Source organism: Rhodanobacter sp. G1 (genome assembly GCF_055397855.1).
On the sequence record NZ_AP039674.1, the window covers coordinates 1,118,060 to 1,143,768 of the forward strand.

Annotated in this window: 19 protein-coding genes and 1 pseudogene; 9 read left to right on the forward strand and 11 right to left on the reverse strand. The window is 68.6% G+C overall.

Annotated elements, in window-relative coordinates:
* The first annotated feature begins 35 nt into the window (after window positions 1–35).
* The 4 genes from ACZ5Z2_RS04975 to ACZ5Z2_RS04990 are packed head-to-tail and all read left to right on the forward strand — an operon-like array spanning window position 36 to window position 3,649.
* Window positions 36–614: a DUF7010 family protein gene (locus tag ACZ5Z2_RS04975; RefSeq protein WP_464760850.1), complete on the forward strand. Its 579-nt coding sequence runs from the start codon at window positions 36–38 to the stop codon at window positions 612–614.
* 10 nt (window positions 615–624) lie between these two features.
* Window positions 625–1,848: a sensor histidine kinase gene (locus tag ACZ5Z2_RS04980; RefSeq protein ID WP_464760851.1), complete on the forward strand. Its 1,224-nt coding sequence runs from the start codon at window positions 625–627 to the stop codon at window positions 1,846–1,848.
* On the forward strand, window positions 1,845–3,050 hold the full coding sequence (locus ACZ5Z2_RS04985; protein WP_464760852.1) for a sensor histidine kinase: 1,206 nt from the start codon (window positions 1,845–1,847) through the stop codon (window positions 3,048–3,050). Before ACZ5Z2_RS04980 ends, ACZ5Z2_RS04985 begins: the two co-directional genes overlap by 4 nt.
* Entirely contained in the window at window positions 3,047–3,649 is a 603-nt protein-coding gene (locus ACZ5Z2_RS04990) for a response regulator (protein ID WP_464760853.1), read from the forward strand. The genes ACZ5Z2_RS04985 and ACZ5Z2_RS04990 overlap by 4 nt, the downstream gene beginning before the upstream one ends.
* A 419-nt stretch (window positions 3,650–4,068) precedes the next feature.
* On the opposite strand, the gene ACZ5Z2_RS04995 is transcribed toward ACZ5Z2_RS04990, so the two are convergent.
* Window positions 4,069–4,611, reverse strand: coding sequence for a PH domain-containing protein (locus ACZ5Z2_RS04995; RefSeq protein WP_464760854.1), 543 nt, complete (start codon window positions 4,609–4,611; stop codon window positions 4,069–4,071).
* Window positions 4,612–4,680: 69 nt separating this feature from the next.
* Here ACZ5Z2_RS04995 and queA point away from each other — a divergent pair, with 69 nt between their 5' ends.
* Entirely contained in the window at window positions 4,681–5,745 is a 1,065-nt protein-coding gene (gene queA, locus ACZ5Z2_RS05000) for a tRNA preQ1(34) S-adenosylmethionine ribosyltransferase-isomerase QueA (RefSeq protein ID WP_464760855.1), read from the forward strand.
* 16 nt (window positions 5,746–5,761) lie between these two features.
* On the opposite strand, the gene ACZ5Z2_RS05005 is transcribed toward queA, so the two are convergent.
* The 7 genes from ACZ5Z2_RS05005 to ACZ5Z2_RS05035 form a co-directional block, all read right to left on the reverse strand.
* Window positions 5,762–8,788 carry an efflux RND transporter permease subunit gene (locus tag ACZ5Z2_RS05005; RefSeq protein WP_464761665.1) on the reverse strand — a complete coding sequence of 1,009 codons (3,027 nt, stop codon included), beginning with the start codon at window positions 8,786–8,788 and terminating at the stop codon, window positions 5,762–5,764.
* Window positions 8,789–8,817: 29 nt separating this feature from the next.
* On the reverse strand, window positions 8,818–9,960 hold the full coding sequence (locus ACZ5Z2_RS05010) for an efflux RND transporter periplasmic adaptor subunit (RefSeq protein WP_464760856.1): 1,143 nt from the start codon (window positions 9,958–9,960) through the stop codon (window positions 8,818–8,820).
* Entirely contained in the window at window positions 9,957–11,336 is a 1,380-nt protein-coding gene (locus ACZ5Z2_RS05015; protein ID WP_464760857.1) for a TolC family protein, read from the reverse strand. Before ACZ5Z2_RS05015 ends, ACZ5Z2_RS05010 begins: the two co-directional genes overlap by 4 nt.
* Before the next feature lie 685 nt (window positions 11,337–12,021).
* A complete protein-coding gene (locus ACZ5Z2_RS05020) occupies window positions 12,022–12,537 on the reverse strand; it encodes a mismatch-specific DNA-glycosylase (RefSeq protein WP_464760858.1) in 516 nt (171 codons plus the stop codon).
* On the reverse strand, window positions 12,521–13,222 hold the full coding sequence (locus tag ACZ5Z2_RS05025; protein WP_464760859.1) for a Dph6-related ATP pyrophosphatase: 702 nt from the start codon (window positions 13,220–13,222) through the stop codon (window positions 12,521–12,523). Before ACZ5Z2_RS05025 ends, ACZ5Z2_RS05020 begins: the two co-directional genes overlap by 17 nt.
* A complete protein-coding gene (locus tag ACZ5Z2_RS05030; protein ID WP_464760860.1) occupies window positions 13,219–14,571 on the reverse strand; it encodes an ATP-binding protein in 1,353 nt (450 codons plus the stop codon). Before ACZ5Z2_RS05030 ends, ACZ5Z2_RS05025 begins: the two co-directional genes overlap by 4 nt.
* 829 nt (window positions 14,572–15,400) lie before the next feature.
* On the reverse strand, window positions 15,401–16,066 hold the full coding sequence (locus ACZ5Z2_RS05035; RefSeq protein ID WP_464760861.1) for a response regulator transcription factor: 666 nt from the start codon (window positions 16,064–16,066) through the stop codon (window positions 15,401–15,403).
* Between the two features lie 219 nt (window positions 16,067–16,285).
* Here ACZ5Z2_RS05035 and rng point away from each other — a divergent pair, with 219 nt between their 5' ends.
* From rng to tldD, 3 genes are all read left to right on the forward strand, one after another.
* The gene (gene rng, locus ACZ5Z2_RS05040) at window positions 16,286–17,764 is read left to right on the forward strand and encodes a ribonuclease G (RefSeq protein WP_464760862.1); all 1,479 of its coding nucleotides are present in this window, start codon (window positions 16,286–16,288) and stop codon (window positions 17,762–17,764) included.
* Window positions 17,765–17,791: 27 nt separating this feature from the next.
* Complete coding sequence (locus tag ACZ5Z2_RS05045; protein ID WP_464760863.1) at window positions 17,792–21,715, forward strand: YhdP family protein; 3,924 nt, start codon at window positions 17,792–17,794, stop codon at window positions 21,713–21,715.
* Between the two features lie 66 nt (window positions 21,716–21,781).
* Complete coding sequence (tldD, locus tag ACZ5Z2_RS05050) at window positions 21,782–23,221, forward strand: metalloprotease TldD (protein WP_464760864.1); 1,440 nt, start codon at window positions 21,782–21,784, stop codon at window positions 23,219–23,221.
* Between the two features lie 98 nt (window positions 23,222–23,319).
* Here tldD and ACZ5Z2_RS05055 read toward each other — a convergent pair whose 3' ends face one another.
* The 3 genes and pseudogenes from ACZ5Z2_RS05055 to ACZ5Z2_RS05065 all read right to left on the reverse strand — a co-directional run.
* Window positions 23,320–23,703 carry a GFA family protein gene (locus ACZ5Z2_RS05055; protein ID WP_464760865.1) on the reverse strand — a complete coding sequence of 128 codons (384 nt, stop codon included), beginning with the start codon at window positions 23,701–23,703 and terminating at the stop codon, window positions 23,320–23,322.
* A gap of 89 nt (window positions 23,704–23,792) precedes the next feature.
* Window positions 23,793–24,146: a hypothetical protein gene (locus ACZ5Z2_RS05060; protein ID WP_464760866.1), complete on the reverse strand. Its 354-nt coding sequence runs from the start codon at window positions 24,144–24,146 to the stop codon at window positions 23,793–23,795.
* A gap of 100 nt (window positions 24,147–24,246) precedes the next feature.
* Window positions 24,247–24,390 (reverse strand): annotated as a pseudogene (locus ACZ5Z2_RS05065) (DinB family protein); the annotation flags it as partial.
* 121 nt (window positions 24,391–24,511) lie between these two features.
* Here ACZ5Z2_RS05065 and ACZ5Z2_RS05070 point away from each other — a divergent pair.
* Window positions 24,512–25,668 (forward strand): IS3 family transposase gene (locus ACZ5Z2_RS05070; RefSeq protein WP_464758604.1). Its coding sequence is split into 2 segments (ribosomal slippage): window positions 24,512–24,752 and window positions 24,752–25,668, totalling 1,158 coding nucleotides; the frame shifts between segments, so codons are not numbered across the junction.
* Window positions 25,669–25,709 lie beyond the last annotated feature (41 nt).

A 25,709-nucleotide genomic window follows, 5' to 3' on the forward strand; every position in this document is an offset into this window, starting at 1 on the left:
GAACCAGACGGCACGCAACCGGGGGAAATCTATCCATGCAAGTTGACGAAGCACAGCAGGAATTGCGGCGCGTTTATCTGGGCGGCCTGGTCGGGCAGTCCGTGACTGGGATGCTGTGGCTGGCATCGTCCGCGCTGTCCACCTGGCAGTCGCCGAAGGCCGGGATGCTTTGCCTGGTGCTGGGCGGATTCGGCATCTACCCGGCGACGTCCTTGATATTGCGTCTGCTTGGCCGTCCGGCTGCGCTGGGCGCCGGCAATCCGTTCCGCCATCTGGCGATCCAGGTGGCCTTCGTATTGCCATTGTCCATGCTGCTGATGGTGCCGGTCGTTCTGTATCGCGTGGACTGGTTTTATCCGGCGATGATGGTGCTCGTGGGCGCGCACTACCTGCCGTTCGCGACGCTCTACGGCATGCGCAGCTTTCTCGCCCTGGCGGCACTGCTGGTGGCCTCCGGAGTGGTCGTGGCCGTGTATCTCCCCAGCCGCTTCAGCGTGGGCGGATGGTTTTCCGGGGTGGTCTTGCTGGCGTTTGCCGGCATCGGTTTTGCGGAGTCGCGTCTTGTCGCTTTTCCTGCCGGTCGCGCAGCGGTTGCGCCGCAACGGTTGAAGTAGGATGCCGGGCATGCCAGCCATCCCGCCCGCCTTGCATCGCCTGTTCGCCCGCTGGTTGCGGCCGGCGCCGGATTCGCTGGCGGCGCAGAGCATCCGCCGCGGCAAGTCGCCGTGGGTCGACGCGGTGCACCTGCTGTGGACGCTGTGGATCTTCATCACGCCGGTGTTCGACCACGATGCGTGGAACCTGCGCTGGATCCTGCTCACGGCGCTGTCCTACCCGGTGTTCCTGTGCCTGTATGCCGGGAGCGTGGTGGCTCCGCGCCGCACCTCGCGCGCCTATGCGGTCGGCATGATTTTGCTGTGCCAGGCGCTGATGCCGTGGTACCCTAGCGGCCTGACCTACTTCGTGTTCGGCTGCGTGATGCTGCGCGTGTGCAGCATGTCGTTCCGCCGCTACATGTCCGCGCTGGTGCTCGCCAATGCGCTGCTGCTGCTCGAAGGCTGGCTGCTGCACTACGCGTGGCAGGTCACCACGATGATGGCGACGATGACCCTCGTCATCGGCCTGATCGTCAACGCCGAGCGCATGAATGAGGAAAAGGAAGCCGACTTGCGCCTCTCGCACGAGGAGGTGCGCCGGCTGGCCGCCACCGCCGAGCGCGAGCGCATCGGCCGCGACCTGCACGACCTGCTCGGCCACACACTGTCGCTGATCACGCTGAAGCTGGAGCTGTCGCGCAAGCTGTTCGACCGCGACCCGCAGGCGGCGCGGCGCGAGGCGGAGGAGGCGGAGCAGGTGGCGCGCCACGCGCTGGCCGAGGTGCGCGCCGCCGTCACCGGCATCCGCGCCGCCGACCTCGCCGCCGAGCTGGCCTCGGCGCGCCTGCTGCTCGGCTCCTCGTCCGTGCACCTGGATTACGGCAGCGTGCCGGCCGACCTGCCCGCGGAAGTCGAACGCAGCCTCGCGCTGGTGCTGCGTGAGGCGGTGACCAACATCGCGCGCCACGCGCAGGCCACGCGCGCGAAGGTCGAATGGAGCCGCGAAGGCGACGTGCTGCGCCTGTGCGTGGAAGACGACGGCCGCGGCGGCCTGAGCGCCGAAGGCAACGGCCTCGCCGGCATGCGCGAGCGCGTGCGTGCGCTGGGCGGCACGTTGCAGCTGGATTCGCCGCCGGGCGCCGGCACGCGGCTGAGCATCAACGTGCCGTTGCCTGCGGCCACCGCGGTGCGCGTTGCCGAAGCCCCCGTGGCCGATGCGCCGATCCCGGCCTTGGCGCGGCGCGCCTCATGATGCCCGCCTTCCTCGTGCGCTGGTTCACGCCCGCGCCCGATTCCGGCGTGGCCGACGACCTGCGCCGCGGCAAGTCGCCATGGGCGGACAGCGTGCACTTGCTGTGGTCGGTGTGGATTTTCATCACGCCGTTGTTTGACCATGGCATTCACGGCTACACCTCGACGTGGCTGTTGTTCACGCTGGTGTCCTATCCGGTATTCCTGTTGCTTTTCGCCAGGATCCAGTTTGCCGCGTCGCGCACGACACACTTTTACGCTTGGGCCATGGCGGCGCTGTGCTTTGCGTCATTGCACTGGTATCCGAGTGGCCTCAGTTATTTTGTCTACGCCTGCGTGATGGTGAGCCATTGCCGGATGCATGTTCGCGGGCAATTGGCTCAACTGGTGCTACTCAATGTGCTGTATGTCGCGTTGGCGTGGTGGATCGGCTACCCATTGGCCCTGCTGGTCATTGTCCCGATTTCGGTCATGCTGATCAGCGCCGTTACCATGGTCGAGCACGTCAACAAGGAAAAGGACGCCGCCCTGCGCCTTTCGCAGGACGAGGTGCGCCGGCTGGCGGTGCTGGCCGAGCGCGAGCGCATCGGCCGCGACCTGCACGACCTGCTCGGCCACACGCTGTCGCTGGTGGCGCTGAAATCCGAACTGGCGCGCAAGCTGGCGCTGGCCGACCCGCCGCGCGCGCAGCGCGAGATGGAGGAAGTCGAGCGCGTCTCGCGCCACGCGCTGGCCGAGGTACGTGCCGCGGTCACCGGCATGCGCCGCAGCGATCTCGCCGCCGAACTGGTTTCCGCGCGGCTGATGCTGGAAGCCTCGAACATCGCGTTCGACGCGGACGCGCCGGCGACGTGCGGGCTGCTGCCGGATGCCGAGGCCACGCTGGCGCTGGTATTGCGCGAGGCCGTCACCAACATCCATCGCCACGCGCGCGCCACGGCGGCGCGGGTGGATTTCTCCAGCAACCCGGAAAGCTTCCACATGCGCATCGGCGACAACGGACGCGGCGGCCTCGCCGCCCACGGCAACGGCGTCAGCGGCATGCGCGAGCGCGTGCGGGCGCTGGGCGGCACGCTCGCCATCGATTCGCCCCCGCGGCGCGGCACCGTGCTCGACATCGTGGTGCCGCTGCGCGCGGCGGAGCGGCCGCTGGCGGCAGGCGCGCCATTGCCGGTGCTGGCCGGGCAGGAGGGCATCGCATGATCCGCGTGCTGCTGGCCGAAGACCAGGCGATGGTGCGCGGCGCCTTGTCGGCGCTGTTGAACCTCGAATCCGATATCGAAGTGCTGGGCTCCGCCTGCGACGGCGAGGCGGCCTGGCGCGAGCTGCAGCGTCTCAAGCCCGACGTCCTGGTCACCGACATCGAGATGCCCGGCCTCACCGGGCTGGAACTGGCGCAGCGCATCCAGCGGCACGAGCTGCCGGTCAAGGTCATCATCGTCACCACCTTCGCGCGCCCCGGCTTTTTGCGCCGCGCGCTGGACGCGGGCGTGTCCGGCTACCTGCTCAAGGACGCGCCCGCCGAGAACCTCGCCGAGGCGCTGCGCACCGTGCATCGCGGCGGCCGCGCGATCGATCCGCAACTGGCGCTGGAGGCGTGGTCGGAGGCCGACCCGCTCAACGACCGCGAACGCCAGGTGCTGCGCCTCGCCGGCGAAGGCCAATCCGCAGGCGACATCGCCACCGCCCTCAACCTCTCGCATGGCACCGTGCGCAACTACCTTTCCGAAGCCATCGGCAAGCTGGGCGTGGCGAACCGCATCGAGGCGTACCGGTTGGCGCGGCAGAAGGGCTGGCTGTAGGTATCTCTGATCCTGCCCGTCATTCCTGCGAAGGCACACTGCTGTCCGGAATAATCTGGGGATGGTGTCGAAGGATGAAGGCCCGCGCCGCTTGCACGAAGCATGGCGAGAAGGCGACTTCATTTCCGATAACGACCACCTATCCAGACTGTCATCCCGGCGAAGGCCGGGATCCAGTAGCGATCATGTTCGCTCAGGCCGCACGGCCACTGGATTCCGGCCTGCGCCGGAATGACGAGAAAGACCGCGGCCACGAATGTTCAAAATTATTCCGGACAAGTAGTGTGCGAAGGCAGGAATCCGGTGCCTTTGTGTTCCATGACCTGCAGACGCTGGATGACTCGCTGCGTTCGCCCCACCGTGGCCGCCCCGCGCTTGTCCAGCTTGCGCCGGGATGACGGGCAAGACCAAGAATTCCCCTAGCGACTTTGCCGCCAGCGCGGCAGTGGCTTGTCCCGCTTCGGCGACGGGACGGGTGTTTGCAGCCCGCGCACGAAGCTCGCCGGATCGGCAGGCGACAGCACCACGGTGCCGGCACTGGCGCGCAGCACCACCGCCTGCTGCCAGTCGGTGACGAAGGCGCGGTAACGGCCCAGCCTGGCGTTGCGGAACCAGCCGGAGAACGCGAACAGCCCGCCGTTGCCGAACAGGCGCAGCGAGCCGGCGCCGGCTTGCGGGTCGATGGCCGCTTCACGCAATTCGCCCAGAGCAATGCGCGTCGTCCACAGCAGGCGGCGCACGTACAGCACGCCGTCGCGCAACTCGTAGCCGCGTACCACGAAGAGTGCGGCGGGCAGCAGGATCATCGGTGGCAGCGCGAGCATGGCGGGGCGCAGCATGGGCAGATCCGCCGGCACGACGCATGCGCCCAGCAGGAACATGCCGAGCAAAAGCAGGGTCACGACGATCGAAATGCCCTTGAGGAAAGCGCCCCAGGGCGCGGCGGGATGGTGCATCGGCATGCGCGGATTCTCACCGTCCGGCGCGGCGCGGACAAGCCGGCGCACCCGTGCGCACCGCGCTGCGCGATAATGCGCGGTCGCCTGCTTCCCGTTCCGCATCCCGTGAAAAAGTCCGATTTCGATTTCGACCTGCCGCCCGAACTGATCGCCCAGGCGCCGCTGGCCGAGCGTTCGGCCAGCCGCCTGCTGCTGCTGGACGTGGCCGCCGGCCGCCGCGAGGATCGGATGTTCCGCGAGCTGCCCGGGTTCCTCCGGCCCGGCGACCTGTTGGTGTTCAACGACACCCGCGTGCTGCCGGCGCGCCTGTACGGGCGCAAGGAGAGCGGCGGCGCGGTGGAGATCCTGATCGAGCGCGTCACCGGCGCGCACGAGGCCACCGTGCAGCTCGGCGTGAGCAAGAAGCCGAAGGAGGGCGCGCGCATCGAACTGGCCGACGGCAGCCATGCGCTGGTGCTGGGGCGCGACGAAAGCTTCTTCCGCCTGCGCTTCGAGGCGCCCGAGCCGCTGGAGAAGCTGCTGCTCAAGCTGGGCGAGATGCCGCTGCCGCCGTACATCGAGCGGCACGCCGACCACAGCGACCTGGAGCGCTACCAGACCGTGTACGCGCGCGAGCCCGGCGCGGTGGCCGCGCCCACCGCCGGCCTGCATTTCGACGAGCCGCTGCTGGCCGAATTGCGCGGGCGCGGGGTGGATTTCGGCTACGTCACCCTGCACGTGGGCGCGGGCACCTTCCAGCCGATGCGCGCGGAGAACCTCAGCGAGCACCACATGCACCGCGAGTGGCTCAACGTGGGCGCGCACCTGGTCGAGCAGATCCACCGCACGCGCGCCGCCGGGGGACGCGTGTTCGCAGTGGGCACCACCGTGGTGCGCGCGCTGGAAAGCGCCACGGTGGACGACGAGCTGCGCCCGTTCGCGGGCGAAACGCAGATCTTCATCTTTCCCGGCTACCGCATCACCAGCATCGACGGCCTCATCACCAACTTCCACCTGCCGCAGTCGACCCTGCTGATGCTGGTGTCGGCGCTGGCCGGGCGCGAGTTCGTGCTCGACGCGTACCGGCACGCGGTGGAGCGGCGTTACCGCTTCTTCTCGTACGGCGACGCGATGCTGATCCTGCCGGGGGGCGCCTGAGCGCCTTCCGCCGCCGCTATGCGCCCTTCGGCGGCCTGCGCAGCGCCGCATAGATCGCAGGCACCACCAGCAGCACCAGCGGCACCTGCACTAGCATGCCGGCGATGATCGCCACCGCCAGCGGCTGCTGCATCTGCGAGCCTTCGCCGATGGCCAGCGCCAGCGGCAGCAGGGTGAGGATGGCGGCGATGGTGGACATCAGGATCGGCCGCATGCGGTGGTGGCCGGCGTGGCGCAGCGCCTCGTGCAAGGGCATGCGCTGTTCCGCCTCGCGCAGTTCGGTGAAGTAGAAGATCGCCAGCTCGGTGACGATGCCCACGATCATCGTCATGCCCATCATCGCCGAGATGTTGAGCTCGATGCCGGTGGCCCACAGCCCCACGAACACCGCTGCCAGCGCCAGCAGCGGCGCCACCATGATCGCCAGCGCCACACGGAAGCTTTCGTACAGGAACAGCAGCAGCGCGAACACCAGCGCGATGGCCGCCAGCATCACCAGGCGCAGGTCGTGGAAGGCGGCCTGCTGCTGCGCATAGAGGCCGCCCAGCTCGTGGTACATGCCGGGCGGCAGCAGGCCGGGCTTCGCCAGCACCTGCTTCACGTCGGCGGCGGTGGAGCCGAGATCGTGGCCCACGATGCGCGCGGTCACGGCGATCATGCGCTTGAGGTTGTCGCGGTCGATCTCCGGCTGGCCCCGCACGGTGCGGAGGGTGGCGAGTTCGGACAGCGGCACGACATGGCCGTCGCCCGCGCGTATCGGCAGCGCGGCGAGCTGTTCCACCTGTGCGCGCGAGGCCGGCGGCAACCACACGCGCACGCCCAGCATTTTCGGCCCCTGCGGCAGTTGCGCGGCCACGTTGCCGGCCACCGCGTCCGACACCTGCTGCGCCACCGCCGCCGGATCCAGGCCGAGCAGGCCGGCCTTCAGCGGGTCGATGCGCACGTCCAGCGCATCGCCGGCGGGGTTGATGCCGTTGCGCACCTCGGCGATGCCGTCGACCTTGCCGATCGCGGCGGCCACCTTCTTCGCGGTGGCGGTCAGTTGCGCCTCGTCGTCGCCGTACAGCTTGATCTCGATGGGCTGCGGCACCTCGGTGAGGTCGCCGATCAGGTCTTCCATCAATTGCGCGACATCGACGTCGAGACCCGGCACCTTGGCCGCGATCTGCTCGCGGATCTGCTCCATCACGTCGGCGGTGGCGGGGCGCGGGCCGTTCTTCAGGCGCACGAAGAAGTCGCCGGTGTTCGCCTCGGTGAGGCCGCCGCCGAGCTGCAGGCCGGTGCGCCGCGAATAGGTGTCCACCCAGGGGTTGGCGCGGATGATCTTCTCGACCTGCTGCAGCAGGCGGTCGGTCTCGTCCAGCGAGGTGCCGGGCGGCGAGAGGTAATCCAGCGTGAAGCCGCCTTCGTCCATCTGCGGCATGAAGCCGCTACCCACCTGCCGGTACGCCAGCGCACCGGCCAGCAGCAGCGGGATCACGCCGAGCAGCACCAGCAGGGGGCGTCGCAACAGGCGGCCCAGCGTGCGCTCGTAGCCCGCCAGCATGCGCTGCGCGAAGCGGCCCGGCGGATGTTCCGCGGCATGGCGCTCGTCGATCAGCCATTCGGCGAGCAGGGGCACCGCCACCCAGGTGAGCAGATAGGAGATCACCAGCGCGCTGGCCATGGTCAGCGACAACGCCTTGAAGAACGCGCCGGTGACGCCGCCGAGGAAGGCCAGCGGCAGGAAGATCACCACCGTGGCCGCGCTGGAGCCGGTGAGCGGACGGGTGAACTCCCACGCCGCACCGGCGATGCGCTCGCGCACCGCGCCGCTGCCGTCGCGCAGCCGGCGCATGATGTGTTCCAGCATCACGATCACGTCGTCGATCAGCAGGCCCACCGCGGCGGCCATGCCGCCCAGCGTCATCATGTTGAAGCTCATGTGCAGCACGGTCAGCAGCAGCACGGTGATCGCCAGCGTGGCCGGCACCACGATCAGCGCGACCAGGATCACCCGCGCATTGCGCAGGAACACGAACAGCACCAGTCCCGCCAGCACGATGCCGATCAGGATCGCGTCTCGCACGCTGCCGGCCGCGCCCAGCACCAGTTGCGTCTGGTCGTACCAGTTGGCGATGTGCAGGCCCTTCGGCGCCTGCTTCTGGTAATCGGCCAGGCGCTGCTTCACGTCGTTGGCGATCTGCACGCTGTTGCCGTCGGGCTGCTGGAACACCTGCATCAGCACGGCCTCGTGGCCGTCGGCGATGGTGCGCACCCACCGCGGCTCGTGGGCCATCGCCACCGTGGCCACGTCGGCCAGGCGCAGCACGCCGTGCGCGTCGGCGCGCAGCACGATGTCGCCCAATGCCTTGGCCGTGGCCGGCTGGTTGTCGGCCAGCAGCAGGTAGAGCTTGTAGTGATCCTGCAGGCGGCCCATCGCCTGGATGGTGGCGGCGTTGCCCACCGCATGCTCCACGTCGGCGAGCGCGAGGCCTTGCGCGCGCAGCTTGGCCGCGTCCACGTCCACGTGGAGCTCGGCGACGTCGCCGCCCTGCACGTCCACCTGCGCCACGCCGGCGACGCCGGAGAGCAGCGGGCGCAGCTGGAACTCGGCGATGTCGTGCAGTTGCGTCGGCGTGAGCGTGTCGGAGCGCAGGCTGTAGGCGAGGATGGGGAACACCGTGGGATCGAGCCGGATCGCCTGCACGTTCACGCCGGGCGGCAGGTGTGGCAGCACCTCGCCCATGGCGGCGTCGACATCGAGCAGGGCGCGGCCCATGTTCGCGCCCCAGTCGAAGCCGACGTTGATCTCGGCGCTGCCGCGGCTGGTGGTGGAGCGCAGCTCGCGCACGCCGCGCACCTGGCGGATCGCCTCCTCCATTGGCCGGGTGACCATCGCCACCATCTGGTCGGCCGGCTGGTCGGCGGCACCCAGCGACACGCGCACGCGCGGGAACGACACGTCGGGGAACAGCGACACCGGCAGGTTGAACGCGCCGAGGATGCCGCCGACGGCGAGGATGAAGGCGAAGAACAGCAGCGAGCGGCGATGCCGCTGCATCCAGCCGGCGATCGTCGATGGCGCGGCGATCACGGCTTGCTCTCGCTGCCGGCGTTGCCGTCCGCCTTGTCGTCGGGATTGCCGTCGCCCGTGCGCACCGCCGCGCCGTCGTCCACCTCGTAGGCGCCCTGCACGATCACCGGCAGCTTCGCATCGAGCTTGCCGAGCACGCCCACGACATCGCCTTCCGGCTGGCGCAACCGCACGTCCACGCGATGCGCCTTGCCGTGGTCGAGCTGGAACAGGTAATCGCCTCCAGCGTCATGGGCTGCGCCATCGTCCAGCACGGCGGTGCGCGGCACGGCCCATGCGGTGTAGTCGTCGCCCTGGATCGTGGCGGCCAGTGCGGCGCCGGCCACCAGGGTCGTGCCGGCATTCGCGTCGATCTCCGCCTGCATGGGCAGCAGGTGGGTCTGCGGATCGATCGCGCTGCCCACCATCGTCAGCTTGCCCGCGAAGGATTGGGTGTCGCCGTACACGCTGTGCAGCTCCACCGGCATGCCCGCATGGAGTTGCGCGCCGGCGTCGGGCTGCACACCCAGCTGGGCGAGCAGTGCATGGGCGGGCATGAAATCCAGCAGCGGCGCATTCGCGGCGAAGCGGTCGCCCAGCGCCACCGGCACGGCGACGACCACGCCATCATCCGGTGCAGTGACGGCTTCCCGCGCCGTGCCGCCGCCCAGCGCCTGCTGCGCCTGCAGGGCGGACTGCGCGTCGGACAGCGCCTTGCGCGCGGTGGCGACCTGCGACTGCGTGGCGAGGTGTTGCGCCGCCATCTGCTCGGTGCGCTGCAGTTCGCTGCCGGCCAGCGCCAGCGCGCTCTGCGCCTGCTGCCAGGCACTGCGCGCGGCCGGGTCGGGCGCGACGGTCAGCAGCACGTCGCCGCGCTTCACCGTTTGCTCCGCGCTCACTTTCAGCGCGACGACCTGCCCGCCGTGTGCCAAGCTGATTGTGCGCGCGTGGTGCGGGTCGGGCACCGCGCTGCCCCAGGCCTGCACGCTGTCGTGGAAGCGCCGCTGCACCGGCATCGCGGTGGTGACCAGGGCCACGCCCTCGGCGTCGCCGCTTGGCTTGTCGTCGTCGCCGTCGCCGCCCTTGCCGCCGCAGGCGATCAGCAGCAGGGTGGCGGCGGCCAGCGTGGCACAGCGCGCGAGCGGGATTCGCTTCATCATTTGGACGTCCGTTGCGTGACGAAATCCGTGCGGCCCAGCAGGGCTTCCAGCGCGATCGCCGTAGCGGAGCGCGACTGCCGCAATGCGATCAGGCCGGTGTCGGCGGCGAGCGCGTTGGCGCGTATCGAGAGGTAGGCCGGCCAGTCCATCAAGCCTTTCTGCCACGCCTGTTGCGCGGCGACACGCGCCGCGTCGAGTTGCCTGGCGTGTTTGGCCTGCGACTGCTGCTGCGCGTCCAGCGTCCGTAGATCGGCGTCGAGGCGCTGCATGTCGGTGCGCGTGGAGAGCAGGCGCGTTTCGTAGTCGTCCTTCAGCTGCTGCCGCGTGGCCGTCTCGATGGCGATGTTGCCGCGGTTGCGGTCGAACAGCGGCAGGCTGAGGTTGACGGTGAAGCCGTTGGACTTGATGCCGGTGTTGTCGCGCGCGTGGTCGAGCCCCACGCTGATTGCGGGGAACTGGGCGAGGATGGCGCCGCGCAAGGTCGCCTCCTGTGCGCGATAGCCGGCCTGCAGCGCGAGCAGGTCGGGCCGATGCTGCGGCAGGTCGGCCAACGCCGCCTGCAGCTGCGCGGCATCGGGATCGGCGCGGTACGGTGCGCCCACCAGATCCAGTGGCGCCGTGGGCGCGAGGCCCAGCAGTTGGCGCAGGTCGCTTTCGGCCTGGTGCAATGCCACTGCGTTGTCGGACGCCTGCTTGCGTGCGTCGGCCATCGCATCGAGTCCTGCGCTGGCGCTGTCGTAATCGAGGTTGCCCGCGCGCAGCGCTGCCTGCACGGCCTGATCCACCGGCGCCAGCGCCTGCTGCTCGGCGTCGAGTTCGGCTTGCTGCGCGCGCAGACCCTGCACCTGTCCGAAAAGCAGCCGCGCCTGTGCGATGGTCTGCCATTCCGCCCACAGCAGGTCGAGATTCACCTGCTCGGCCTGCGCGTTCGCCGCGTGCTTGCGCGAGGAGCGAAGCAGCAGGGAGCTCACGTCTGCGGCAATGCCGAGATTGTAGGCCCGGGTGACGCCGTCCTCGCCGCCGCCATGCGGGAGATCCTCGCCGAATCCCAGTTGCGGGTCGGGCAGCAAGCCCGCGGCGAACGCCTGCGCGCGGGCGATGCCCAGGCCGTCGCGCTGCACCTTGAGGTCGGGGTTGTTCGCCACCGCCAGCATCGCCGTTTCGGTGGCGTCGAGGCCGTCGGCGGGGTCAAAGCGATGCGCCGCCAGTTCCGGCACGGGCATCGCATTCGTGGGCACGCTGAGCTGAGTGGCGCTGGCGGCGCCTTCGCCCTTGCCCAGCGGCAGCGGGTGATAGGTGGCACAGCCGCACAGTATGGTTGCCGTGGCGATCAGCGTGGTGCGGATGGGAAGGCGTGGGCGCGCGGAGGGGATCATGGGGGAGCAGCTTGCCGGGGGGCGCTTAGTGCTTTCTTATCCGTGGGGGGCTTTTGCTCTTGGCGTTTTCGCAAGTTTCAAAGCGGTTTCGTGCGCCTGCCGGTGCCCGAGTTACTTTTCTCTTGCGTGGCCAAGAGAAAAGTAACCAAAAGAGAAGGCCACCCCGATGCAGCGCTCTCCGGGCATCCTGCCCTGCGAGTCCGTGAGGCGCGGCCTGATCGTCCCCGCCTCACCGCCGCATAGGGCCCCGGAAAAGCAGCGCGCTCCCAGCGCGCAGAAGCCACGGCCAGAGCAGAAACAAGGTAGAGCGAAGCAAGGCACCCAAGCGCTGCTCGTCATCCCGGCGCAGGCCGGGATCCAGTAGCGATCGCGCTTGTTCAAGCCTTGCGGTCACTGGATTCCGGCCTGCGCCGGAATGACGAGCGAAAAGCAATGCGAGGTGTTGCAAGGTTCAACCTTCAGTGCCCAGGTACGATGCGGCGTGGCCGCTGTGAAGCTCGTGCCGGCGGGAGTCGATCCAACGTCCTCGACACAGCCTGTCTGTAGCTCCGGCGGATCAAGCCAGGCCATTTCTCTGGACTCCTTCTCTTGACTCCGGGCATTCCCGGACCGAGTCCGGGACAGGCACTGCCAGCCGGCAGGCTGTCGAAACCGCCTTGTTCCTTGCGGAACACCCAAGAAAGCCTCACCCCAACAGAGCGCGAGAGACAAACTCGCCGAGCGCGCGCCACGGCCCGAGATCCCAATGCCCGCGCGCCTGCCCCGAGGGGGAAGGCAGCACGAACACCCGTGTCGCCCCGATGCTCTCGTCCTGCAGGCCATACGAAACGGCACGTCCCAGCGCTGCGCGCGCCGCGTTCTTGCTGGTGAAGGCGATCATGTGCGGCGCGTAGCGTGCGATCTTCGCTTGCAGGGCGGGCACGTCGAAGGCGCCGGGCGGCAGTTCGTCGTCGTTGCCGCTGTGGCGCTTGGCGAGGTCGGTGAGGCCGATACCGAATTGCGGCAGCAGCGGAAACTCGGCAGGCGCAAGCTGGCGCGGCGTGATGCGGGCTTCGTGCAGCGCGCGCCAGAACAGGTTGCCGGGATGGGCGTAGTAGGCGCGCTCGGCGGCGGAGCGCTTGCCGGCGGCGGTGCCGCAGAACACCAGGGCGAGGCCGGGCTGCAGCACGTCGGGCAGGATGTGGTCAGCCTTGCGTGGCATCGTCCAACAGGAAGTCGGTGAACTGGAAGCGGCCGTCGCGCAGCACGGATTCGCCGCGCTTGAGCTTGAGCGACTGCTTGAACAGCGGGCCGCCGAAGCTCAGGGTGTGGAATTCGCCGCGCTCGCCGCAGGGGTCGACGTCGTTGGGCAGCGCGTCAAGCAGGGCGGCATCATAGGCGCGGCCGCTGAAGGCGGCGTCGAGCTGTTGCGTGTCCACGCAGCACAGCACGGCGCGATGGCCTTCGGCCACGAAGCGGCGCGACAGCGCGGCGGTGTCCTCGCCCCACAGCGGAAACACCGCACGCCAGTTGTCGCGGCCGAGCTGGCGCACGCGGTAGTCGCGCACGTCTTCCAGGAACAGGTCGCCGAACGCGCAATGGCGGATGCCTGGCCAGCGCATCCGCGCCTCGACCAGCGCCTGCGCGTGCGCGGCCTCGTAGGCTTCGTTGCTGCCGGGCCAGTCCAGCAGCACTTCCACCAGCGGCAGGCCCAGCGCGGCCACCTGCGCCTGCAGCACGTCCTGCCTTACGCCGTGCATGGCGATGCGCTGGTAGTTGCGGTTGATCGTGGTCAGCAGGCCGACCACCTGCCAGCGCGGGTCGGCGTGCAGGCGCTGCAGCGCCATCAGGCAATCCTTGCCGCCGCTCCAGGCGAGCAGGATGGGCGTGGGCGTGTCGTTGTTCATGGCGTGGAGTTTTCCCGGAGGGCGGCCGCATGCCAATCCAGCACGGCATGCAGACGCTGCTGCGGATCGAGCCGAAAGTCCAGCGCGATGCCCAGCACCTGCGCGGCGGCGGCGGCAAGCGCGAGGCCGAGTCCGGCGTGGCCAGCATGCGGCAACTGCTTGCGCCAGAAGCGCTGGCCGAAGCTGGCGAGATCGGCATCGGCAAGGTCGGGCGCGGCGTTGTCGATGGCGAGGCCGCGCGCATCGGCGCGCAGCCTCACGGTGTCGCCCGCGGGCGCGTAGGCGCAGGCGTTGCCCAGCAGGTTGCCCACGATCACTTCCAGCAGGGCGGGATCGGTGCGCAGCTCCACGGGCGGTGAACCTTCGCTCGTCAGGGCGATGCCGCGCATGGCGACGGTGGCGTGCTGGCGTTGCAGCTGGCGCTCCAGCCATGGCGCCGGCACCAGCGTCTGCCATTGCGGCTGTTCCAGTCCCGATTGCAGGCGGGTGAGCAGGAGCAGGGCGGTGACGGTGGCTTCCAGTTCGGCACCGATGTTGCCGATCTCGGCGAGCAGGTCGGGCAGGCTGCGGCCGCTGGGGTAGCGTGCCTCCACCTCGGCCAGCACGCGCAGTTCGGCGAGGCGGGTGCGCGTCTCGTGGGCCAGGCCGCTGGCGAACTGGCGCTCGCGCGCGAGGCCTTCGTCCATGCGCGCCAGCACGTCGTTGAAGCGCGCCACCAGCGGGTCGAGTTCGTGCAGGCCGATGGGCGCGAGGCGCTGGCCGGGCGCGTTGGGGCCGATGCCGCGCATGCGTTCCACCAGCGCACCCATCGGGCGCAGGCCGTGGCGCACCACCAGCGGTACGGCGATCAGCGCGATGGCGGCGGCGAGCAGCGGGCCGAGCGCGAGGATCCAGTCGATCGCCAGCATCAGCTCGTCGAGCGAGTGGCGATCCTGCACGAACAGCAGGCGGCAGTTGGAGGACGTGGCGCTGCCGGGGCGGGCGAAGCCCAGTCGCACCGTGTCCAGATGGTGGCCGAGCCGGGCGTAGCGCGGCTTCGCGTCCACGTCGTCGGGCCAGCCGCGCGGCGTGGCCGGCGGTGGCGGGTCGCTGCGTTGCGGCGCGGCGCCGTCGCAGCGCAGTTCGTACCAGGTGTCCTCGCCCGTCGCGACGTGGTTGGAAGGCGCGGCCTGCTCCTGCGCGAGCATGGCGCCGAGCGCGCGGGCCTGGTCGAGCAGGCTGAGGTGGAAGCGGGTGGCCAGCTCGTGGTCGATGCGCCAGTCCATCAGCTTGGCGCCGCCGCCGAGCACCAGCAGGCAGACGATGGCCAGCAGCACGGTGACGCGGGCGGAGAGGGAGGCGGGCCTCATGCACATTGATCTTCCCTCTCCCGCTTGTGGGAGAGGGGTAGGGGAGAGGGGCCTTTGCTCTTTGCGTTGTCACTGGAAACAGAGCGGTTTCGAGCGCCTGTCGGTGCCCGAGTCACTTTTCTCTGCGTGGCCAGAGAAAAGTAACCAAAAGAGAGGCCACCCCGCGGCGGCGCTTGCCGGGCGTCCTGCCCGGCAAGTGCGTGAGGCGGAGCCGGGCTTTTCGAGCGGGCTCCTGCCCGCGCGAAAAGGCGTTGCCATCCTTGGCAACGCCCGCTGAGCGGCCTTTCCGTCCCCGCCTCACCGCCGCCGAGGGGCCCCGGAGAAGCAGGCGCGCATCGTGCGCGCCAGAAGCAACAACCAGAGCCAAGCGCCGCGCGCATGCCATCTCCCTCCCCTGCTTGCAGGGGAGGGTTGGGGTGGGGTGCTCTTGCTTCTGCGCGCTGGGAGCGCGCTGCTCTTCCGGGGCCCCTATGGCGCGGCGGGTGGGTGGAGGAAAGTCCGCAGGATGGCCCGCAGGGATGCGGGCCAGTTTTTCGCCGGGACAGGACTCCCGTCGAAAAACCCCGTAACCCGCCCGCGCACCCGAAGGGCAGGATGCCCGCAGGGCGCGCCATCGGGGTGCCGTTTCTCTTTGGTTCCTTTCTCTTTGGGCACGCAAAGAGAAAGGAACTCGGGCGCCGACAGGCGCTCGAAACCGCTCTGAAGAATCCAGCAAAGAAAAAAGCCCCCTCTCCCCCAACCCCTCTCCCGCAAGCGGGCGAGGGGCGCAGTCCGGCGGCATGTTCCCGAAACCGTTCCAGGTTCAGCGGCAGCGAAAGAGAGAGAGCCATCATGGGATCAGATATCCCGCCCCCCGTCGCGTCTCGATCAAACCGGGCACCCCCGCCGCATCCAGCTTGCGGCGCAGCCCGAACACCAGCACTTCCACGCTGCGATCCGACACGTCGGCGTCGCTGCCGGCGGTGCGGTCGAGGATCTCCTGGCGGCTGAAGGCGCGCCCGCGGTGGCGCAGCAACAGGCCGAGCACGGCGAACTCGCGCGGCGTCAGCGCCAGCGGGCGTCCATCGATCGTGGTGCTGTGCGAGCGCGGATCCCAGCTCAGCGCGCCGTGGCTGAGCACGTCGGGCTGCGCCTGCTGCGGGCGGCGCGCCAGCGCATGCAGGCGGGCCACCAGTTCGTCGAAGGAAAAGGGCTTGATCAGGTAGTCGTCGGCGCCGGCGTTCAGCGCCTCGATGCGGTCGGGCACCTGGTCGCGGGCGGACAGCACCAGCACGCGCGGCCGGCGCCCGCTGGCGGGCAGGCTGCGCAGCACGCCGATGCCGTCCAGCCGCGGCAGCATCAGATCCAGCACCACCAGTTCGTAGTCGTAGCCGGCCAAGAAGCCGCAGGCCTCTACGCCGTCGCCGGCGGCATCCACGGTGAAGCCGGCGCTCTGCAGGCCGTGGCGCAGGGTCTGGCGCAGGCGTTCGGAGTCTTCCACCAGCAGCAATTTCATGCCGGATCCATTGTCCAAGCCGGGGTAGGAGGCCCCATTGTCCCCGTTCGGGCTTAGCAAAACATTCGTTTTATTGCGCCCGCCGTCCATGGCAGACGCCCTCCGGGCCATCGCTGCGCGATGTCAAAAATCGCTCCCGGCGATTTTTTGCACCGTGTCGTGCATCGACAGTTGTAGCGGGCAACGGCTATAAAGATTGTCTATTCGGGGAGTTATGCAGTGAGCGAAGAGATCCTGATCAACGTGACCCCGCGCGAGACGCGGGTGGGCGTGGTCGAGAACGGCATGTTGCAGGAGGTGCATGTCGAGCGCGCGTCGAAGCGCGGTTACGTGGGCAACATCTACAAGGGCCGGGTGCAGCGGGTGATGCCGGGCATGCAGGCCGCGTTCGTGGAGATCGGGCTGGATCGCGCGGCCTTCCTGCACGCCTCGGACATCGTGCGTCCGGCGCTGCCGGAAGGCGCCGAGGGCAACGGCCACGGCAACGGCCACACGCCGGCCATCAGCGAGCTGGTGCACGAGGGCCAGGAGATCGTGGTGCAGGTGGTGAAGGATCCCATCGGCAGCAAGGGCGCGCGCCTGTCCGCGCACCTGTCGATCCCCTCGCGCTACCTGGTGCTGCTGCCGTACGCACACACCATGGGCATCTCCGCCCGCATCGAGGACGAGGCCGAGCGCACGCGCCTGCGCGAGGTGATGGGCAGCCTGGTCGGCGAGAACCCGCTGGGCTACATCGTGCGCACCAATGCGGAGGGGCAGAGCGCGGAATCGCTGGCCTTCGACGTGACCTACCTCGGCAAGGTGTGGCGCGTGGTGCAGGAAAACATCGCCAAGACCAAAGTGGGCGAGCGCGTGTACGAGGAACTCTCGCTGCCGCTGCGCAGCCTGCGCGACATGCTCACCGACGACATCGAGAAGGTGCGCGTGGATTCGCGCGAGACCTTCGAGAAGGTGGTGAAGTTCGTGCACAAGTTCATGCCCAGCCTGGACGACCGGGTGGAGCACTACGACGGCGAGCGGCCGATCTTCGACCTCTACAGCGTGGAGGACGAGATCCAGCACGCGCTGCGCAAGGAGGTGCCGCTGAAGTCGGGCGGCTACCTGGTGGTCGACCAGACCGAGGCGATGACCACCATCGACGTCAACACCGGCGCCTACCTCGGCACGCGCAACCTGGAAGAGACCGTCTACCGCACCAACCTGGAGGCGGCGCAGGCGGCGGCACGCCAGCTCCGGCTGCGCAACCTCGGCGGCATCATCATCATCGACTTCATCGACATGGTCGACGAGGAGCACAAGCGCCAGGTGCTGCGCATGCTGGCCAAGGGGCTGGCGCGCGACCACGCCAAGACCACGGTGTACCCGATGTCCTCGCTGGGCCTGGTCGAGATGACCCGCAAGCGCACCACCGAGAGCCTGGAGCGCCAGCTGTGCGAACCGTGCCCGGCGTGTAGCGGGCGCGGCACGCTGAAGACCGCCGAGACGGTGACCTACGAGATCTTCCGCGAGATCACCCGCGCGGTGCGCCAGTTCAATGCCGAGAAACTGCTGGTGATGGCCAGTCCCGCCGTGGTCGGCCGCATCCTCGAAGAAGAGTCCGCCGCGGTGGCCGAACTGGAGGAGTTCATCTCCAAGAGCATACGCTTCCAAGCCGAGGAACATTATTCGCAGGAACAGTTTGATGTGGTGTTGCTGTAGCCCGGCCGCTTCGGCGGCGGCTTCCCGATGAGCTCCGGCTGGCAGCGATGGCTGCACCTCGGCGCGCGCGCGCTGGGCTGGATCGCCGGCATCGCGGTGATCGCGCTGGCGGTGCTGATGGCGCTGGCGCAACTGCTGGTGCCGCTGGTGGCGCGGCATCCCGAGTGGGTGGCGCGCGAGCTGTCCGCCAAGCTGGAGCGGCCGATCAGTTTCGCCTCGCTGCACAGCGGGTGGAGCGGCTCCGGCCCGCTGTTCGTGCTGCGCGACGTTACCGTGGGCGTGCCGCCGGGCGGCGCCGGCACGGCCATCCACATTCCCGAATCGGAATTGCAGATCGACTTCGGCGGCTGGCTGCCCACGCGGCACCTGGTGAACCTGCGCGCGCGCGGCCTGCAGCTCGACCTCAGCCGCGACCGGGACGGCCGCTGGCACGTCAACGGCCTGGGCACCGGCGGCGGCTCGCAGCGGCCCAGCTTCGGCCGGCTTTCGGTGGAGCTGTGGCTGGACAACCTGCGGCTGAACATCGCCGATGAAGCCAACGGCAAGCATTACAGCTTGATCGCCGACCAGTTGCGCATCAGCCGGCAGGGCCGCCGCATCCGCGTGGGCGCGCTGCTGCACCGCGAGGGGGCGCCCGGCGTGCTGCGCGGGGCGGGCAATTTCCGCGACGACGGCAGCAGCGGGCGGCTGTGGCTGTCCGGGCGCAAGCTCGACCTCGCCGCGCTGTTCGCCGGCGTGGATCTCGGCGGCTACGGCGTGCAGGGCGGTCAGGGCGACCTCTCGGCATGGCTGGACTGGAAGCAGGGCCGGGTGGTGCGCAACTTCAGCCGCTTCGACCTCGACGGCGTGCGCATCGCCGGTGCGAGCGGCGGCGCCGACGTGCCGGCGCTGCACGGCGAAGCCGAGCTGCGGCGCAGCGCGGACGGCTTCGAGCTGCGCTGGGCCGGCGACGACCGCAGCGCGCTGGCGGTGTGGCTGCACGATCCCGGTACGCCGCGGTTCGCCGTGCAGGCGGCTGCGCGCGACCTGCAACTGGCGCCGCTGCTGCCGTGGCTGGGCCTCGTCCCCAAATTGCCGCCCGCGCTGGCGGCATGGCTGGGCGACGGGCATCCGCGCGGCCGGTTCGACAACGTGTCGCTGGCATGGTCGCAGGCCAGTGGGCTGGATCGGCTGCAAGCCACGTTCAGCGGCCTGGCCATCGACCCGGTGGGCGCGCTGCCCGGCGTGGACGGCCTGGCCGGCACGCTGCGCGGCGACGGCGAGGCGGTGTCGCTGGAGCTGCCCGCGCAGGCGACCACGGTGCGCGCCACGCACGTGTTCCGCCAGCCCTTCGTCATGTCCAAGCTGGGCGGCACGCTGGCGCTGTGGCATGCGGACGGCGACTGGCACCTCGGCGTCGACGCGCTGGATTTCGAAGGGCAGGGCTACGGTGGCCAGGCGCGCGGCGAGATTCGCCTGCACGATGCCGGCGGGCCGCCCTTCCTCGACATCTACGCCAGCGTGACGCACGGCGACGTCACCGCTGCCAAGCTGTTCTGGCCGATCGACGCGATGCCGCCGCCAACGGTGGCATGGCTGGATCGCGCGCTGGTGGGCGGCCGCATCGACCACGCCGAGGCGCTGGTGCGCGGCGACCTCAAGGACTGGCCGTTCCACCACAACGAAGGCCGCTTCGAGGCGCGCGCCGAGCTCAGCGGCCTCGATTTCCGCTACGCGCCCGACTGGCCCGACGCCACCGGCATCCACGCCATCGCCAGCTTCATCGACAGCGGCATGCTAGTGCAGGTCGACGCCGGCTCGTCGCAGGGCGTGAAGCTGGACAAGGCGGTGGCGCTGATCCCCGAGTTCGCCAACGGCACGCTGGATCTCAACGTGGACGGCAACGGCAGTGCGGCGAACCTGCTCGGCTTCGTGCTCAAGAGCCCCATCGCCAGCAAGCAGGCCGACCAGCTCGCCCAGCTGAAGCTGGGTGGCAACGGCAGCTTCGATTTCCACCTCTCGCTGCCGTTGGGCGCGCCGCAGGATTTCCTGCTCGCCGGCAACGCGCAGCTCAAGGACGTGGACGCCAGCGACGCGGACTGGGGCCTGCAGCTCGACAAGCTCGCCGGCCCGGCCACGTTCGACGGCAAGGGTTTCCACGCCGGCCCGCTGAGCGGCGGCTTCCACGGCCAGCCGAGCACGCTGGATCTGTCCATCGCCGGCGCCACCGGCGATCCGGACACCGTGCTGGCGGCGAGGCTGGGCGGCACCTACAGCCTGGCCGACCTCACCGCGGGCTATCCCTCGCTGGACTGGCTGAACCCCTTGGGCAGGGGACGCAGCGCGTTCGAGCTGGGTTTCAAACTCGCCGCGCCCGCAAGCGGCGGCGCGTTGGCGCAAACCCTCACCATCGACTCCACCCTGGCCGGCATGGCGCTGGACGTGCCGGTGCCGCTGAAGAAGGACGCCGCCAGCGAGCTGCCGCTGCACCTCGCGATGACGCTGCCGCTGAGCGGTGCCGACCTCCAGGTAGCGTTGGGCGAGCGGGCGCGCGGCCACCTGCGCCTGGCCGACGGCGACAAGCCGCTGGCCGGCACGCTGACGTTCGGCGCGCAGATGCCCGGCGAGCTGCCCGCGCAGGGTTTGCGCGTCCGCGGCCATGCAGCCGCGCTCGACGTCACCGGCTGGGTGCAGCAGGCCGTGGCGCTCGCCGCGGGCGGCAGCGGCGCCGGCGGCGGCCCCGCGCTGGAGAGCGTGGACGTGGGCACCGACCGCGCGGAATGGTTCGGTCGCCCATTGGGCGCGATGACCCTGCAAGCCACACCCACGGGCGACAACCTGCAGGTGGACGTGAGCGGCGCGGCGATGGCCGGCCGCTTCAGCGTGCCCACGACGGAACTGGACAAGCGCGGCATCACCGCGCGCCTCACCCATCTGCACTGGCCCGGCAACCCGCCCACCCCCAGCGGCAAGGCGGCCGCCAGCCAGCCCGAGGAGAATCCCGTCAACACCGGCATCAACCCGGCCTCGCTGCCGCCGTTCCACCTGTGGGTGGGCGACCTGAGCTTCGGCGACGCGAAGCTGGGCGAGGCGCGGCTGGAGACGTGGCCTACCGCGCAAGGCATGCACATCGACCAACTGCGCGCGCTGTCGCCCAGCGTGCAGGTCACCGGCGGCGGCGACTGGAACGGCACGCCCGCCGACAGCCACACCCACATGCGCATCAACTTCGCCGCCGACGACCTCGGCAAGATGCTCGCCGCGTTCGGCTACAACGGCCTCGTCAACGGCGGCAAGACGCAGGATCAGCTGGACGCCAGCTGGCCCGGCTCGCCCTCCGCCTTCAGCCTTGCCAACGCCACCGGCACGCTGGCCATCGACGTCAGCGACGGCCGCATCCCCGACGTTGGGCCGGGTGTGGGGCGGCTGTTCGGCCTGGTCTCGCTGGCCGAGCTGCCGCGCCGGCTCACGCTGGATTTCGGCGACGTGTTCGGCAAAGGGCTGGGTTTCGACTCGATCAAGGGCGACTTCCGGCTCGCCGACGGCAATGCCAACACCAACAACCTCGTCATCAAGGGGCCGGCCGCGCAGATCGGCATCACCGGGCGCACCGGCCTGCGCGCCAAGGACTACGACCAGTACGTGCAGGTGGTGCCGCACATCGGCAACAGCCTGCCGGTGATCGGCGCGGTGGTAGGCGGCCCGGTGGGCGCCGCCGCCGGCCTCGCCATGCAGGGCCTGCTGGGCCACGGCCTCAACAAGACCGCCAGCGCGCGCTACCACGTCACCGGCAGTTGGGACAAACCGGTGATGACCCTGGTGGAGAAGAGCGAAGTGCCGGCCGCTTCCGGCACGGTCACCAAGCCACCGTTGCTGGCCCCCGCAGCGCCGTCCTCCAGCTCCGTCATCACGATGCCGTTGCGCGACAGCCTGCAGTCACTGCCGGCCGCGGCGTCGTCGACGGGGCGCTGACGCGGCTTTGATTTCGCGCGCCGCGCCCCCATCCTCCCTGTACTCACCGCCATCGAACAAAGACCCATGGATTCCCTCATCGCCCAGGCCCAGAGCCGGCTGCTCACTCCCGGCGGACTCGCCACCGGCGACCTCGAGCGCGTGTTTTCGCAGCTGATGGGGCCGTCCATCGACGCGGCCGACCTGTATTTCCAGCATTCGCGCAGCGAGTCGTGGACGCTGGAGGAGGGCATCGTCAAGGACGGCAGCCACTCCATCGAGCAGGGCGTGGGCGTGCGCGCGATCTCCGGCGAGAAGACGGGCTTCGCCTATTCCGACGAAATCGTGCTGCCGCAGCTGCTGGAAGCCTCCAGGGCCGCGCGCGCCATCGCGCAGGACGGCCGCGGCGCCGGCCAGCCGCTGGCGCTGGGCAACGCGCGGCAGCTCTATCCCGCGATCGATCCGGTGGAGAGCCTGCCCAACCCCGACAAGATCGCCCTGCTGCGCGAAGTGGATGCCTACGCGCGCTCGCGCGACCCGCGCATCACCCAGGTCATCGTCAGCATGGCCGCCACCATCGACACTGTGCTGATCGCTGCCTCCGACGGCACGTTGGCCGCCGACGTGCGCCCGCTGGTGCGCCTCAACGTGCAGGTGATCGCCGAGGCCAACGGCCGCCGCGAGCAGGGCTACGCCGGTGGCGGCGGCCGCTACGGCTACCGCGAGCTGATCGAGAACGGCCGCGCGCTGGCCTTCGCCGACGAAGCGGTACGCCAGGCGCTGGTGAACCTCGATTCCGTCGACGCCCCTGCCGGCCAGATGACCGTGGTGCTCGGCCCAGGCTGGCCCGGCGTGCTGCTGCACGAGGCGATCGGCCACGGCCTGGAAGGCGATTTCAACCGCAAGGGCAGCTCCGCCTTCGCCGGCCGGCTCGGCCAGCGCGTGGCTGCGCCCGGCGTCACCGTGGTGGACGACGGCACGCTGCCCGGCCGCCGCGGCTCGCTCAGCGTGGACGACGAAGGCACGCAAACCAACTGCACCGTGCTGATCGAGGACGGCATCCTCAAGGGCTACATGCAGGACAAGCTCAACGCCCGCCTGATGGGCATGGCACCCACCGGCAACGGCCGCCGCGAATCCTTCACCGCGCTGCCCATGCCGCGCATGACCAACACCTACATGCGCGGCGGCAACCACGATCCGGAGGAAATCATCCGCTCGGTGAAGAAGGGCCTGTACGCGCCGAACTTCGGCGGCGGCCAGGTGGACATCACCAACGGCAAGTTCGTGTTCTCCGCCAGCGAGGCCTACCTGATCGAGGACGGCAAGATCACCGCTCCCGTGAAGGGCGCCACCTTGATCGGCAGCGGCCCCGACGTGCTCACCCGCGTCTCCATGATCGGCAACGACATGAAGCTGGACGAGGGCGTGGGCGTGTGCGGCAAGGATGGCCAGAGCGTGCCGGTGGGCGTGGGGCAACCCACGCTGAAGATCGATGCGATGACGGTGGGCGGCACCGCTGCGTAACGCCTGAATTAAGCCGCGCCGCGAAGCGGCGTCGGCTTGGGCGAATCGCTAGGCAGCATCTGTGGAACCGTGCGCCCGATACGAAAAGCGGCAAGTGCTCAATCCAGGAATTTCCAGGTATGCGCTCCATCGAAGCGCCTGACGACGACCGACTCCAAGAGCGCGGGTTCAAAGTTCCGCAGGTTCACTCCATGGCGGGCGCCAGGCGTGGGTTCAAGCGGCTCCCAGTGAGTGACGATCCCGCAGGTCTTGCACCGGACGTTCCTCAAGGTTCGGTCGCCCCAGATGTAGCTTTCAGTGTTCTCAGGGTGACCTTGGATAGACACCTCCCCGAAAGGGTAGTAAGCCCAGATCCCACCCGTGCGACGGCACAACGAACAGTTGCAACTCGTGGCGTCCTCTGGTGCCGCCGGCAGCGTAAGACGCACCGCTCCGCAATGGCAGGAACCTTCTAGCGACGGCATGGGTTGTTCGTGGTTCATGGGGAGGATGTGTCGGCTGTTGCGCCACCTAACGCCTGAGTTAAGCGGCGGCGAAGCCGTCCGCCTTGAACGAGTTGTTAGCCGCTACGTTACTGGCTCCGGAGAAGCGAGAACTTAGTTAAACATAAATGCTTTCGAAGCTTCTCTTGCGGAATCACAACTGCCGGCGTCGATTGATAAGTAATGCTGTCATCTCCATATTCATCGTGATAAGCACCAAGTTTGTAGTTAGACACGCAGTTCCCGTACTTGTCGCATACCTGAATTTTTGTACAAATCACTTTGTTGTCACGCTCGTAAATATAATAAGTGGCCTCCGAATATGGAGGTCGTGGGTGGTGCTCGGTGCGGACGGTTATTGTTCCCGGCGTAGACGCTGCTTCAGCCAATGTGATGTTGTTGCTAAATGCTAAACAGGTACAAAATAACCAAATCTTCTTCATGTTAAGTCCTATAGCGCTGCGGTGGGGCTAACGCCTGAGTTAAGCCGCGCCGCGAAGCGGCGTCGGCTTGAACGAATTGTTAGGCTGCGACCCCATGATCTTATGGAGTTGAGCCTTTCAGATAAACCGAAAGATCAGTTTCCGGTGGATCCATGCCAGTATCAAAGAACATCTGGCTCACCCAGCCGCGGTGATATGTTTTGTGGTTAATGACGTGGAGGAACATGGGGCCTTTTTGCATCTGAACTGACTGCGACGTCCCCCCGCCTTGAGTAGCGGGTCGGTTTAGAGTCCGGAATTACGGGTTCCCCCCCCGATTTCACGGACACTTACGAGAAGGCCGATCGAGGCCCTGAGGAGTGTTCATGTCGAAGCGAAGGAAGTTTAGTGCAGAGTTCAAGCGCGGCGCGGTTGAGCAGGCCCGCCAACCGGGTGTCAGTTGTGCCCAGGTGGCCCGCGAGCTGGGGATCGGGGAGAACCTGCTGACCCGTTGGAAGCGTGAAGCCCAGAGCCAGGGCAAGGTGGCCTTCGGCGGAACCGGGACGCCCCGGGACGAGGAGCTGGCGCACCTGAAACGCGAGCTGGCGCGCGTGAAGAAGGAGCGGGATTTTTTGCGCGAAGCGGCGACGTTCTTTGCCAAGGGATCATCCTGAGGTATCGGGTGATCGAACGTTGCCGCGACGAGTTTCCGGTTCGGTTGATGTGCCGCTGTCTGCGTGTGTCGACCAGCGGCTACTACGATTGGAGCAAGCGCTCGCCCAGTGCCCGCCAAGCCGACAACGATCGCCTGCTCGGCCGTATCCGTGAACTGCACGAGGACAGCCGTGGCGTGCTGGGAGCGGGACGGATGCATGAGGATCTGGCCGCGGAAGGCGAGTCGGCCAGCCTGAACCGGGTCGCGCGCCTGATGGCGGCCGATGGCCTGCAGGGTTGGCCACGCAAGAAGCGACGCGGCCAGCGGGGTCAACCGGGGCTGGCCCCACCGGGCGTGCGCAACAGGCTGGAACGGGACTTCACCGCACTGGAGCCGGAGACCAAGTGGGTCACCGACATCACCGAGATCAAGACCGACGAAGGCAAGCTGTATCTGTGCATCGTGCTGGATCTGTTCGACCACCGGGTCGTGGGTGGGTCGATGCATCATCGGCAAGACCGGCAGATGGTGATCCGGGCCGTGCAGATGGCGGTATGGCAGCGCCAGGGAGGCGAGCCGGTGATCCTGCATTCGGATCGCGGCAGCCAGTTCCGCAGCGGCGACTACCAGGACTATCTGGTGGCCAATGCGTTGGTGTGCTCGATGAGCGCGGTCGGCCATTGCGGGGACAATGCGGCTTGCGAGGGCTTCTTCGGCCAGCTCAAGCGTGAGCGCATCTACCGCATGAGGTACCCGACGCTCGATGCAGCAAGAGCCGATGTGTTCGAATACATTGAGCGGTTCCACAATTCGAGGATGCGGCGCAGGCAGGCAAGGCAGGATCTGAAGTTTTCCACCCTTTCACAACCGTCCGTGATTTCGGGGTAGAACCCAGACTTGCCGAACGCCACAAACAAGGTTTCCGAAGC